Origin of the sequence: Paenibacillus sp. USHLN196, from assembly GCF_037144955.1 — a bacterium.
Lineage (GTDB): Bacteria > Bacillota > Bacilli > Paenibacillales > Paenibacillaceae > Paenibacillus > Paenibacillus xylanexedens_C.
This window is the reverse complement of the sequence record NZ_JBBCYH010000008.1, coordinates 254,759-267,137: the sequence shown is the minus strand read 5'-3', so window position 1 is coordinate 267,137 and position 12,379 is coordinate 254,759. Positions and strand designations below refer to the sequence as shown.

The following is a 12,379-nucleotide window of genomic DNA, read 5'->3' as shown; positions in this document are numbered from 1 at the left end:
ACCTCATTCCACTCGACTCTTGTAGTTAGGCGACTGGGTTACATTAGCGATATACACCGTGACAAAAGATACCGGAATGCCCGTAATCTCTTGCACATGATCATGTATAGCCTTTTGCAGATCAGAAGTCAGCGCAGGAATAGGTGTCTCGCCATCCACTACTGCACGGATCATAATCTCCAGTCCTGACTCAACCACACGTATACGTGCCTTGACATCACGCACTCCCCGAAAACGGGAAGTCGCCTTCAAACAGAGATTCTCAATCGTCTCCATCGAAATCTGTACATCACCAAATTCTGTGCGTTGATCCACAGACGGCAACGAAGCACGCTCACGCCGAACCGAGATGTAGAAAAATCGCAAACTCAGGATAAACAAAATCGCTGCTGCAATAACCGAGGCAACAATAACGTTTTGTTCCTGCTGGTAATTCAATTCGTAAGGCAGCACACCGCTAATCAGAAGAATGACGGCTGCCGATATTGCTCCAACGCTTATGCTGTATATAAACAACAGAAGCCGATCCAGTATTTTAGCCACGAACTGCACAGCCTCCCTTGCTCACTAACATCACTTAACCTGTTCACTAGCAAAAATCAGATCCTCACCTAGCTTTCGCTATAATGAAGACCTGTCCAAGACGGGATAACCCCCGGCAGATGATGCCGGGGGAATCTGTCTTCTTTTATTTTACGCGCTGACTGTTCAGGTCAATTTCTTCCACTTTCTCAGTGCTCTTGAACTGAACGTCATGAATGTGAACATTCACTTCATTTACATTCAATCCTGTCATGTTCTCAATGGAACGTTTCACGTTCTGTTGAATCTCCGTAGCCACTTGTGGAAGACGGTATCCGTACTCGATAATGACGGAAACATCGACTGCAGCTTCACGTTGGCCTACTTCAACCTTAACGCCTTTGGAAAGGTTTTTGCGACCAAGCAATTCAGCAAATCCGCCTGCGAATCCGCCACTCATGCCTGCTACACCTTTCACTTCAAGAGTTGCCAATCCAGCAATCACTTCAATAACTTCAGGTGCGATCTGGATTTCACCGATATCCGTTCGTTCAAATTCAGTCGGTAGTGTACTCATAACTGTTCAACACACCTTTCGCGAGATAAGTTTGCGGCCATCCGTGAGGGCGCTGGACTCAGGTCAAACGACCTTCACAACCCTTCCGGTCCGGCTTTACCGGAACTCCTGCAAACATCCGCGAGGTGCGGGCTTATCCTTTGCAGGAGACATGCGCTCTTATTATTACATACTATATCATTTGGGCTACATTATGACAAACAAGCCCAATATACCTTTTAAATCTCGTTTTCCTCAAGAAATTTGATATCAAAGTCACCACGAATGAACGTTGGGTGCTCCAGCAATTTTTGATGGAAAGGGATTGTTGTGGATATGCCTTCAATCGCAAACTCCCCAAGTGCACGCTTCATCTTGGCAATCGCCTCTTCACGATTCGCTCCCCACACAATCAACTTCGCGATCATGGAGTCGTAGAAAGGTGAAATGGTATAACCGGGATAAGCAGCACTATCTACACGCACGCCCGGTCCTCCGGGTGCAAGGTAGAATCCGATTTTGCCTGGTGATGGCATGAAGTTACGATCCGGATCTTCTGCATTGATACGACATTCAATGGCCCAACCATTGATAACCACGTCTTCCTGACGGAACGAAAGTGGGTTGCCTTCAGCTACCGAGATCATCTCACGAATCAGATCCACGCCAGTAACCATCTCGGTTACCGGATGCTCTACCTGAATACGCGTATTCATCTCCATGAAATAGAACTCGCCATTCGGGCTAAGCAGGAACTCCAATGTGCCTGCTCCCGAGTAATCCACGGCCAGAGCTGCCCGTACTGCAGCTTCCCCCATCAGTGTACGCACATCTTCGGAGAGGATCGGACACGGAGCTTCTTCTACCAATTTCTGGCGACGACGCTGAACCGAGCAATCACGCTCTCCCAAATGCGCTGCATTTCCGTGTTTATCAGCAATGATCTGAATTTCCACGTGTTTCATGCCTGTCAGGAATTTCTCCAGATATACACCTGCATTGCCAAATGCCTTTTGAGCTTCCTGCTGAGCAGCTGTAATCTGCTTAATCAGCGTCTCTTCATCTTCGGCAATACGAATTCCCTTACCACCACCACCAGCAGTAGCTTTGATAATAATAGGATATCCGATATCTCTAGCAATCATGATTGCTTCATCCATATTTTCAACGAGGCCGTCTGATCCAGGAATAACAGGCACTCCTGCATCTTTCATCGTTTGTTTGGCAACAGCCTTGTCTCCCATTTTGGTAATGGCTTCCGGTGAAGGCCCGATAAATGTGATGTTGCAGGAACCACAGATTTCTGCAAAATCAGCATTCTCCGCCAAAAAACCGTAACCAGGGTGGATTGCATCACATTCTGTGAGTGTAGCTACACTCATCAGGTTCGTGAAGTTCAGATAACTGTCCTTGGACAGTGTCGGTCCAATGCAGTAAGCCTCATCTGCAAGACGAACATGCAGAGAATCCTTATCCGCTTCTGAATAGACGGCTACCGTTGAGATGCCGATTTCGCGGCAGGCACGAATAATACGTACCGCAATCTCTCCACGATTCGCAATCAGTATTTTTTGAAATTTCATTTCGTTTTGTCCTCCTTCGAAGCTCATGCGGTTAGCTGTTAACCAGCTATAACGGTTATTCCGGTTTCACCAGGAAAAGGGGCTGCCCGTACTCGACCAGCTGTCCGTTCTCAACCAGCACTTCAACGATTTCTCCCTTGATGTCCGCATCAAGCTCGTTCATCAGCTTCATCGCTTCGATGATACATACCGTTGTTTTCTCAACAACTTTATCACCTACGCTCACAAAAGGACCCACTTCCGGCGAGGAAGCTCTGTAAAAAGTACCTACCATCGGAGATACAATTTTATGTAAATGACTTGTAGTATCGACCTGCGGTGCAGCTTCACTTACTACTGCTGCCGGCTGTACTTGCGGAGCAGCAATCATTTGCGGTTGCACAGCAGCTGCCTGAACATACTCCGTTTTGCCCGGTTTACGGATCGATAACCGTGATCCTTCATTTTCAATTTCCAACTCTTGAACGGAACTTTCATCTACCAGTTTGATCAGTTCTTTGATCTCACTCAATTTAAACATTTCCATTATTCACTCCTTCGGCATCATGCCAGTCTCACTAGGACGGTCATATGGCTTTATGTATTATATCATAATCGTTAAAAATGGAAAGAGCCCGAGAGTACAACCAGCTCCCGGGACTGCATTTCCATGATTTGGATTACTGTTCTGTAACGTATTGCACGCTGATTTTGTTCTGTGAAACAGCCAATTCTTTCATGACCAGGTCCACAATGGATACCGCCTGTTTTACATCCAGTTTGTCACTGAGGACCACAACTTTATACTTGTCGGCATCTTCTTGAACAATCGCATTGGCGAACTGCTGGGAAAGTGTCTCCTCAATGCCTGTAATTTTGGCTTCTTTTTCTTCCAGTGTACGGAGTTGCTCCGTTGCTTTGGCATTCTCCTCTGGCGTTTTGCTCAGATCACCCGCCACGGTCATCAGTTCCTCATACTTGCGATTGTTGCTTTCCTCACGCTGCCACTGGTAGTTCTGGAACTGGCTGCTCGCAGATGCTGTCGTATTCTGCTCTTCCATTTCCTTGAGGACTTCCTCATCCGTCTTCGTTGCAGTGCCTTCTGTCTGACCGTCAGTCTCTGGTGTAGTTGCTGCCCCTTTATCCGCTTCTTTGTCGGCTTCTTTTCCTGCTTCACCCTTATTCTCGCCTGATTCGACAGCAGGTGTTTTCTCTGTATTTCCGGCCTCTTTACCTTCTGTAGCCGCCGGTTCTTCAACAGTACCAGTCGTACTTGGGTCACTCTCAACTTCTCCGCTATTCACCACTTCATTCACAACCAGACCTTGTGTAGGATCAAGAATGCCTGCTGTTTCCGTCGCTTCCCCTTGCTTGATTCCATCGACTTGCTGACTGTCAGCCACGGGTGCATTGACTGGACCAGAATCCTCAGTGAACAGATAATACGCGGACAAAATGACCATCAGACTCAGCATGGAAACGAGCCATACCGTTTGACGTTTGTTATTCATTAGAACTTCCTCCTCAAATTGGCTTCACTCTTATGAGAATTGAATCTTGCGATTCATCACACCAGATTAGTCTTGTTTGCGCGGTACAACCGAGATCCGGTAGGCAGCCACATTCAGTCCTTTTTCCACAGCATCGGTTATCAGTTCCTTCACAACCTTATTCTCTGCACCCCTGGCAACTACAAGTACACCACGGATCTGCGGTTTGAGCTTTTTGGTCACTATCGGTGTCTGATCCCCTGATATTTCGTACGTAATAATCTCGCCATCACGGGTATATTGCGTCATATGTCGCTTGCCCCCGTTAGCATCAGTTTCTTCGGTAAGTTGCTGAGAATCCTTCACGTTCCGCTGAACGACCAGTTCTTCTGTGGAATCCACGGTAACCATCACATCAACGGTCCCCACACCAACGATATTCTCCAGCACACCTTTGATCTTGTCCTCAAATGCAATTTCGATTGCCTGAAAAGGGTTCTGATCCATCGGATCACTCTGTATGGATGCCATGGATGTTGTCGGATCAGGTGGTTCCCGACCGATATTTTCGGAATCAATTTTTTTGACATTGACGAAGGAATTGAACAGCATGATTCCCACCCCGATCAAACCCAGGATAATCAACCAACGGAAAGTTTGGCTCCGCCTAGCCCCACCCTCACCGCCACCCATCCAGGTTTCCATCTTTTTGAACCATTGTTTCATCGGACACCCTCCTCCTCAGAGAACTTCAGCACTTCTCGGCTCTTTCACTTGGACGTTGTTCGCATCAACATCCCACTTTTCAGTCAACAATGTAATAATCTGCACCGCATGTTCAGACCGTGAAGATGTCTCACCTTGCTGCTTCGTCTCATCTACCTGATCACGTATAACAGGCTCGGAAGATGCTTCATTTCCATCATGTTGACTTTTATTCACATCAATCTGTACATCAGGCACTTCTATCTGACCAATCTGGATGGGCTGTTGTGTTTTCTGCGATTCATCCTTTTCTGACTCTGTATCTGTGCCGAATATGGGTTGTGTATTTGCAGCAACTTCTTGCTGCGTTGAATTCACTTCTCCTCCTGCATTCTCTCCTGCCATCTCAACCAACACACGCTGGATTACAGGCAGTTCGACTGACGAGGCTGCTTCCATTTCCGTTTCATATTTACTCATTGCCAGTTGCACCTCTACGGACTGAACCTTCGCTCCTGTTGTTTCTTCAATCTGGCCTTTCATGACATTAGCCAGTTCTTTGGCTGTCCATTGCAGGGATTGTTCCTGCTCATTCGCTTGCAGTCGCTTGCCCTGAGCCAGAATCTGTTCGAGCGTTGCATTCCCAGCCGATGGAGCATCCATGGCCGACATTGCCCGTTTCAGTTCACCAACCGGATCACTTCTGAGGAGCTTGGTTATGGGTGATAAAAGAGTCAGCAGGATGAGAAGGCTCAGCACAAGCTTCACATAACGTTCCATGGATCGATTGGGCAATAACATATCCACGAAAGTCGCCAGCAGAACGATCATGATCAATTCCTGGAGCCAGTTGCTCAGCCACCCCATCCTCTCCAACCCCTTTCTTGCAACCTGCACTCAGCGCATCATGACAGTCAGATTCCCTGCAGTCAGCAGGATGGTGATCGCCAGGAAAAACATCAACCCGACAGCTGCCAGCGCCGCAAATACGTATATCATGCTCTTGCCAATGGCCTGTAGACATCCTACGATCGGGGTGTCTCCGAGCGGTTGCATAATGGCACCGGTAACGTTGTATATCAAGGCAATAGCCAGGATCTTGAGTGCCGGAAAGGCACATAGAAACAGGATGATGATAACGCCAGTGAGTCCAATTGCATTTTTGACAAGTAGTGAAGCTGTAATTACCGTATCCGTCGCATCCGCAAATGTTCTGCCCACAACAGGGACAAAGTTGCCTGCGATGTATTTGGCGGCCTTCAGGCTGACTCCATCCGCTACGGAGCCCGATGCTCCCTGAACCGAGATTACGCCCAGAAACATCGTCAGCAGGATACCCAGCAGTGCCACACTAATATTGCGCAGGAGGTCTGCCAGCTGTGTCAGCTTGTACTTGTCAGACAATGAACTGACGAGATGCAGAACAGCTGAGAAGAAGAGTAGCGGGAATACGAGCATGTGAATTAATGTACTCACCAGATGGATCATGAAAATGATGAGTGGATGAGTCACAGAGACGGTGATGACGTTACCCATGGACGCGAGCAGTGTGAATAACAAGGGAACCATCGCCATCATGAAGTTGATCATGCCGGTTATGGCATCCTTGGCGTATCCAATCGCCACACTGAAGCTGTTAATGGCAATGATGATGATGACCATATAACAGATCGAATAGGCGATTTTGCTAATATTATTTTTCTCAAAGGCGGTTTGAAGGGTCTCCAGAATCATGCTCAGTACACTTAACATCACAATCGTGACCAGAAGCTTGCCATTATATAAAATTTCATGCAGCAAGAAGGTTCCTATGGCTACAAACACCGACTTCAGGCTGAACCCTTCATTGCCGGGGATTAACATATCCATGAAGGAAGGGGTTTTCCCATCCGGGAAGAAACCACCGTATTGTTGCATCAGTTGATCCCAGTATTTCTCCACCTGATCCTTGGGAAGCTGATCGGCCTGCTGCTCCATCCACTCGCCGGAAGGCGAGCTTGCAGTAACCTGTCCAAGAATACCGAACAGAAAACAGAGCATCAGCACAACCGTAAGGCGCCATTGCGGCTTATGATGAATCGATTTCATATGAAGTCCGCACGCCCCTTCTACACCGGCATCAGCTTCATGACGGTTTCGATAATAATGCTAATGATCGGTATAGCAAGAACGAGGATCAACACCTTGCCGGCCAGTTCAATCTTGGACGCAATGCTCTCCTGGCCTGCATCCCTGACGATCTGTGCACCAAATTCAGCAATGTACGCTATGCCAATGATTTTCAGCACCGTTTTTAGATAAATACTCTCCATGCCTGAATTCTCGGCAAGCCGCTTCAACACCTCGATGACTGCACCGATCTTGCCAATCAACAACATGAAGATCACAATGCCCGTCGCGGCAGCAATCAGAAAGGCAAACATCGGCTTCTGTTCCTTAATGACCAGAATGAGCACTGTTGCGATGAGCGCCAAACCTACAACTTGGATAATTTCCACAGGTCACCACCATCCGGCTTCATGACCGTTTTCATTGAAAAAGAAATATCGATTTGATCTCTTGTAGCAGGCTGTCCAGCATACGGACCACCATGAACAATACAACGACAAATCCGATTACGGTCACCCAGTGAGCCATATCTTCCTTTCCCATTTGTTTCAGTACCGTGTGAATCATGGCAATAATGATTCCGATACCCGCAATTTGAAAGATTGCGTTCACTTCTAGATTCATGACCTTGGCACCTCACTATCCCGGCTATTTCAGAAGATCAGAATGACGATTAACGCTCCGACAAGCATCCCGAGGCTTCGGCTCATTCGTTCATATTTCATTTGATCGGCCTGGGCACGGGATTCCTCATGCATTAGTTGTTGAATGGCTAACGATATATGTTTGGTCTGATCCTGACGGTCACTTGTGCCAAGGCTGAAGCTTAATTGCAGCATGACTTCCCGCTCGTCAGCCTTCATGGCCGATCTCCCCCAAGCCAGATCCACGCCGGACTGAAGACTCTCCCGGGCAGTGAGTCCATGAGGAGGTTCCATCTGTGTAGCTGCATGAAGGAACAGCGTCTTTACAGGTTCTTTGGTCTGGGCTCCCATCTTGCCCATGGCATCGGGAAGGGGAGTGAGCCCATAGTTAATCTCCGTCATTAGTCGCTGAAGGGCTGCAATGAGTTCTCGCAATTGTCTTGGTCTTAATGCATACTGTCTGGCCTTGTAAAATCCGGCGAGGGTGCTGGCTAACAGGATGATTACCGCACCAAGCATGTTAACCAAAGACTTCACCTCCTGCCCCGGTCTGCTGCAAACCACGCATTTTGCCATCAGCCAGCCGAAAGGTCATGCCCCGGCTCGTCCGTTGCAGCTGTACATACCGTTGGAACATCTGCTCTGCAATTAAGGTTCTGAGCGCGGGCCTGGCCGACAGCTCCGATAGGTCACGGCCATGAGCAGTCGCGATTACCGAGACTCCTGCATGCAGGGCTTCCATCACCGCCTCAGCGTCCTCCGGACGACCGATCTCGTCCACAATCAGGACATCGGGTGACATGGAGCGAAGCATCATCATCATGCCCTCAGCCTTCGGACAACCGTCCATCACATCTGTTCGTGGGCCCACGTCGAATCCAGGTACTCCTTTGTAGCTACCGGCGATTTCGGACCTCTCATCCACAATGCCCACTTTCAGGCGCGGACGGATCCCCTGTACCAGTTCACTGCCCACCGCAAGCTTCGTTCCGCTGCTAATTTGTCTCGCCAGATCTCGCAGCAACGTTGTTTTTCCTTGTTGAGGCGGTGAAAGAATCAACGTATGGAAGACCTGTCCGCTCTTCATATCGAGAAGATAAGGAAGGATACGGTCAGCCACTCCATGTACCTCACGTGCTACCCGGACGTTAAATCCGTTGATGTCGCGCAGGTATTCGACACGCCCACCACTTAGTACGGTTCGGCCAGCAAGTCCAATTCGATGTCCCCCGGGGATGGTGATGAACCCTTTGCGCAGTTCCTCTTCCAATGTATAAAGTGAATGGTTACTGATCAGATCGAGCAACCTGTGCGTCACTTCTTTCTGGGGAACATACGCTTCTTCAGGGTTCCCTGTCGGGCTGCCTTGAGGTGTCAGGAAGTGGTATGTGTTGCCTGCATTTATCTCCAGGGGTCTGCCTTCACGAATACGTACTTCCTCCACTTGTTCCAATAGAGCGGGTGGCATTCTTCCGAGAATGGTGCGGATCGGTTCCGGAAAAAGTTCCTTCCAGTTCACCTTCATGAGTAGGCTCCTCCAACCTTGAGATCATATGGTTCACGCTTCTGGCGCTTGTTCATATCTCAAGTTTATGCCTGTACTTTTAATTTATGACGCTGAAATCTATCATTTCTTCAGAATGCGGTTGAGAGTTGAAAACCATAGATCAACCTACTGCTCTAGGCACCCGTCTAGAAGCGCATGCATATGGTAATTGCAGATAGGTAAGTTCCATTCCAGTTCAAATAGAACTACCGATCCCCAGATACAGAAAGGAGTTGTGGGGAGTGCGAGTTGATGTGGTAGGCAATGTGAATGAGTTACGCACCATGGATGTTGCAGGGCGGAGTGCGGTTGTCATTGATGTATTGTGTACGACCAGTACGATTGTTACAGCCCTGACGTATGATGCTGCGGCTGTGATTGCCGTAGAGACGGTTCCACAAGCCAAACAAATGGAAATGAAAGATTGCATTCGGGGCGGGGAGCGTTTTGACAAAAAAATTACCGGATTCGAGGTGGGTAATTCCCCCTATGAATATATGACTGAAGGCGTTGCAGATAAAACCATCATATTAACTACAACCGATGGGACCCGGGCCTTGATCAAAGCTTCCAAGGCGAAACATGTACTCGCTGGATCATTTCTCAATGTGCAGGCTGTCGCAGCAGTTCTATGTGAACTGCAAAGAGATGTATTGTTGTTATGTGCGGGGACACAGGATGAATTTGCACTGGAGGATGGTTTGTGTGCTGGATGCATTATCGAAGAGTTACACCGACAATCCTATTCTCCCATTCAATTGAATGATCTCGGTATAGTACTTCATCAGGCGGTATCCCAATGTAGGGACAGCATCCCGGATATGATGAGAATATCGTCCGGTGGACGAAGGCTTGAAAAGTTAGGCAGGGTTCATGATATTTCGTATTGCTCTCAATTAAATCTGCTGGATTGTGTTCCCGAGATGGGAGAAGGGAACCGTATGGCGCCTTATCGGGGGATACGCGGGGAGAAGATATTCAAGTCACTCTGAGAATTGCTATGAGAAAAACAAAAAAAGGTGCACTGCTGCCCGTTGGCAACAGTACACCTTTGCTATGTTTACATGTGTAGAAACAACTTATCTGCGATCTTGTGGTCCGCCAATCACAGCTTGCTCAGCGGTATCGAGATCATATGCTGTATGCAACGCCTTAATAACGTCATGCAGCTTCTCTCCATCAATGACACAAGATACTTTGATCTCGGAAGTACTCACCATCTTGATGCTCACGCCTTCAGCAGAAATGACCTTGAACATCTTGGCAGCTACACCCGGGTGACTGACCATCCCAGCGCCAACAATGGAGATTTTAACGAGGTTCTCTTCCGATGTGACTTCACGGTAAGGCAAGCGGCTGTGAAGGCCTTCAATGACACGCAATGCGTTCTCACGATCAGATAGCGCAACAGAGAACGAGAAGTCCGCTTTGCCATCCATCACTCCGCTCTGAACGATAATGTCCACATCCAGCTGATTGGATGCAAGCGCACCAAATACTTCAGCCAGAACTCCTGGTACATCCGGCACACCCAGAATACTGATGCGAGCTACGTTTTTGTCATAGGCAATACCACTAACCACTACACCTTGTTCCATTGCTGCTTCCTCCTTCACAACCGTTCCTACATTATGGTTAAAGCTGGATCTTACAATCAAAGGCACACCGGAATGCTTCGCGTACTCAACTGCACGCGGATGCAGCACCGCTGCTCCCAAATTAGCGAGTTCCAGCATTTCGTCATACGATATTTCCTTCAGCTTGCGCGCAACCTTAACGATCCGCGGGTCTGTAGAATAGATTCCGTCCACATCCGTATAGATCTCGCACGCATCAGCCTTAATGGCTGCAGCCAGCGCTACAGCTGTTGTATCCGAACCACCACGACCCAGTGTTGTGATCTCGCCGTCTTCCGTCATGCCCTGGAAGCCTGCGACAATAACAATGTTGCCTTCGGCAAGTGCTGCATTCACACGGTCGGGATGAATATCATGAATACGTGCTTTTCCGTGAACCGGCTCTGTGCGGAATCCCGCTTGCCAGCCTGTAAACGATACTGCCTTGCGTCCAAGCGCTTGAATAGCCATCGATAACAAGGAGATCGAAATCTGTTCTCCTGTCGTTAAGAGCATATCCATCTCACGAGCAGGCAGATCACTATTCAGTTGTTTTGCCTGATCAATCAAATCATCCGTTGTATCCCCCATGGCCGAAACCACGACTACACACCGATGTCCTTCATCAGCTTTTTCTACAACACGTCCGGCTACACGCTTCATGCGCTCTGTATCTCCGACCGAGCTGCCCCCAAATTTCATGACGTACAATGACAACGCAAATCCACTCCCTACCTTGTGCAGTATGCATAATTGATGTCCATCGTCATTATTCTCTACGAGAAATGACTTTAACCCAGTATATTACGAAAGCGACTGATAGGCTAATCTTTTTTCGAAAAAACCCTCTGCCAAAGGAATGGCAAAGGGTTGTTAATAACCTTTCTTAGCTTACAGGCTGTGAAAGTTACGCACGGGAAGAGTATTTACCTTCACGTGTATCGATCAGGAGAACGTCACCTTCGTTAATGAACAAAGGAACCTGTACGTTCAAACCTGTTTCTACTTTTGCATTTTTGGTAGCACCTTGTGCAGTATTACCTTTAACGCTTGGCTCAGTCTCGATAACTTTCAACTCAACGCTTGTTGGCAAGTCGATTCCGAGGATTTCCCCTTGGTAGCTAACGATCTTAACGACCATGTTTTCTTTCAGGAAGTTCAATTCCCATTCCAGTTGATCACTAGTCAATGTGAACTGATCATATGTTTCGTTATCCATGAACGTGTGCTCTGTACCACTTGCATACAGGTAGGATACGCCACGGTTTTCGATGATGGCACGACCAATGGTTTCGCCTGCACGGAATGTTTTTTCAACGGTGTTACCATTACGCAGGTTTTTCAATTTGGAACGTACGAAGGCAGCGCCTTTACCTGGTTTAACATGTTGGAAATCAAGCACGGTATAGATATCGTTATCTACTTGCACGGTCAAGCCTGTTTTAAAATCGTTTACTGAAATCACAAAAAATCCCTCCTGATATGGTTGAAAAGTAGGTGATATAAGACGATGGGTTAATGTTATATGTAAAATGAATCCAAGAAAGGCCACCTTGTTCACTTCGATTGCAGTACCATCCTCTGATCGCTGTTATCCCCAGATTTTTTGATCCCATTATTAATGGGAAA

15 protein-coding genes are annotated in these 12,379 nt (G+C 47.8%); 1 reads left to right on the top strand and 14 read right to left on the bottom strand.

Annotated elements, in window-relative coordinates; all coding sequences use genetic code 11:
* Window positions 1-3: 3 nt before the first annotated feature.
* The 12 genes from amaP to spoIIIAA all read right to left on the bottom strand — a co-directional run bounded on the left by amaP (window position 4) and on the right by spoIIIAA (window position 9,113).
* Complete coding sequence (amaP, locus tag WFI24_RS20525; RefSeq protein ID WP_017687594.1) at window positions 4-543, bottom strand: alkaline shock response membrane anchor protein AmaP; 540 nt, start codon at window positions 541-543, stop codon at window positions 4-6.
* Window positions 544-688: 145 nt separating this feature from the next.
* Window positions 689-1,099 carry an Asp23/Gls24 family envelope stress response protein gene (locus WFI24_RS20520; RefSeq protein ID WP_017687593.1) on the bottom strand — a complete coding sequence of 137 codons (411 nt, stop codon included), beginning with the start codon at window positions 1,097-1,099 and terminating at the stop codon, window positions 689-691.
* 218 nt (window positions 1,100-1,317) lie between these two features.
* Window positions 1,318-2,661 (bottom strand): acetyl-CoA carboxylase biotin carboxylase subunit, encoded by a 1,344-nt coding sequence (accC, locus tag WFI24_RS20515; RefSeq protein WP_062835268.1) that lies wholly within the window; start codon window positions 2,659-2,661, stop codon window positions 1,318-1,320.
* 55 nt (window positions 2,662-2,716) lie between these two features.
* On the bottom strand, window positions 2,717-3,181 hold the full coding sequence (gene accB, locus WFI24_RS20510) for an acetyl-CoA carboxylase biotin carboxyl carrier protein (RefSeq protein WP_264928823.1): 465 nt from the start codon (window positions 3,179-3,181) through the stop codon (window positions 2,717-2,719).
* 139 nt (window positions 3,182-3,320) lie between these two features.
* Window positions 3,321-4,151 (bottom strand): SpoIIIAH-like family protein, encoded by an 831-nt coding sequence (locus tag WFI24_RS20505; protein ID WP_336763764.1) that lies wholly within the window; start codon window positions 4,149-4,151, stop codon window positions 3,321-3,323.
* A gap of 66 nt (window positions 4,152-4,217) precedes the next feature.
* Window positions 4,218-4,856: a stage III sporulation protein AG gene (gene spoIIIAG / locus WFI24_RS20500; RefSeq protein ID WP_145322633.1), complete on the bottom strand. Its 639-nt coding sequence runs from the start codon at window positions 4,854-4,856 to the stop codon at window positions 4,218-4,220.
* 15 nt (window positions 4,857-4,871) lie between these two features.
* Complete coding sequence (spoIIIAF, locus tag WFI24_RS20495; RefSeq protein ID WP_336763762.1) at window positions 4,872-5,702, bottom strand: stage III sporulation protein AF; 831 nt, start codon at window positions 5,700-5,702, stop codon at window positions 4,872-4,874.
* A 30-nt stretch (window positions 5,703-5,732) separates the two neighbouring features.
* On the bottom strand, window positions 5,733-6,923 hold the full coding sequence (spoIIIAE, locus tag WFI24_RS20490) for a stage III sporulation protein AE (protein WP_336763760.1): 1,191 nt from the start codon (window positions 6,921-6,923) through the stop codon (window positions 5,733-5,735).
* Between the two features lie 20 nt (window positions 6,924-6,943).
* On the bottom strand, window positions 6,944-7,333 hold the full coding sequence (gene spoIIIAD / locus WFI24_RS20485; RefSeq protein WP_017687586.1) for a stage III sporulation protein AD: 390 nt from the start codon (window positions 7,331-7,333) through the stop codon (window positions 6,944-6,946).
* Between the two features lie 31 nt (window positions 7,334-7,364).
* Complete coding sequence (gene spoIIIAC / locus WFI24_RS20480) at window positions 7,365-7,568, bottom strand: stage III sporulation protein AC (RefSeq protein ID WP_017687585.1); 204 nt, start codon at window positions 7,566-7,568, stop codon at window positions 7,365-7,367.
* Window positions 7,569-7,597: 29 nt separating this feature from the next.
* Window positions 7,598-8,116 carry a stage III sporulation protein SpoIIIAB gene (gene spoIIIAB / locus WFI24_RS20475; protein WP_145322639.1) on the bottom strand — a complete coding sequence of 173 codons (519 nt, stop codon included), beginning with the start codon at window positions 8,114-8,116 and terminating at the stop codon, window positions 7,598-7,600.
* Complete coding sequence (spoIIIAA, locus tag WFI24_RS20470; protein ID WP_336763752.1) at window positions 8,109-9,113, bottom strand: stage III sporulation protein AA; 1,005 nt, start codon at window positions 9,111-9,113, stop codon at window positions 8,109-8,111. The genes spoIIIAB and spoIIIAA overlap by 8 nt, the downstream gene beginning before the upstream one ends.
* A gap of 263 nt (window positions 9,114-9,376) precedes the next feature.
* On the opposite strand from spoIIIAA, the gene WFI24_RS20465 reads away from it, so the two are divergent.
* Window positions 9,377-10,126, top strand: coding sequence for a 2-phosphosulfolactate phosphatase (locus WFI24_RS20465; protein WP_336763750.1), 750 nt, complete (start codon window positions 9,377-9,379; stop codon window positions 10,124-10,126).
* An 87-nt stretch (window positions 10,127-10,213) separates the two neighbouring features.
* On the opposite strand, the gene WFI24_RS20460 is transcribed toward WFI24_RS20465, so the two are convergent.
* Window positions 10,214-11,467: an aspartate kinase gene (locus WFI24_RS20460; RefSeq protein WP_336763748.1), complete on the bottom strand. Its 1,254-nt coding sequence runs from the start codon at window positions 11,465-11,467 to the stop codon at window positions 10,214-10,216.
* Window positions 11,468-11,657: 190 nt separating this feature from the next.
* Entirely contained in the window at window positions 11,658-12,215 is a 558-nt protein-coding gene (gene efp / locus WFI24_RS20455; RefSeq protein ID WP_017687580.1) for an elongation factor P, read from the bottom strand.
* Between the last annotated feature and the right edge of the window lie 164 nt (window positions 12,216-12,379).

Coding starts and splice junctions, on each gene's coding strand:
- WFI24_RS20520 (WP_017687593.1), bottom strand. CDS start 1,099: ATGAGTACACTACCGACTGAATTTGAACGAACGGATATCGGTGAAATC.
- accC (WP_062835268.1), bottom strand. CDS start 2,661: ATGAAATTTCAAAAAATACTGATTGCGAATCGTGGAGAGATTGCGGTA.
- accB (WP_264928823.1), bottom strand. CDS start 3,181: ATGTTTAAATTGAGTGAGATCAAAGAACTGATCAAACTGGTAGATGAA.
- WFI24_RS20505 (WP_336763764.1), bottom strand. CDS start 4,151: ATGAATAACAAACGTCAAACGGTATGGCTCGTTTCCATGCTGAGTCTG.
- spoIIIAG (WP_145322633.1), bottom strand. CDS start 4,856: ATGAAACAATGGTTCAAAAAGATGGAAACCTGGATGGGTGGCGGTGAG.
- spoIIIAF (WP_336763762.1), bottom strand. CDS start 5,702: ATGGGGTGGCTGAGCAACTGGCTCCAGGAATTGATCATGATCGTTCTG.
- spoIIIAE (WP_336763760.1), bottom strand. CDS start 6,923: ATGAAATCGATTCATCATAAGCCGCAATGGCGCCTTACGGTTGTGCTG.
- spoIIIAC (WP_017687585.1), bottom strand. CDS start 7,568: ATGAATCTAGAAGTGAACGCAATCTTTCAAATTGCGGGTATCGGAATC.
- spoIIIAA (WP_336763752.1), bottom strand. CDS start 9,113: ATGAAGGTGAACTGGAAGGAACTTTTTCCGGAACCGATCCGCACCATT.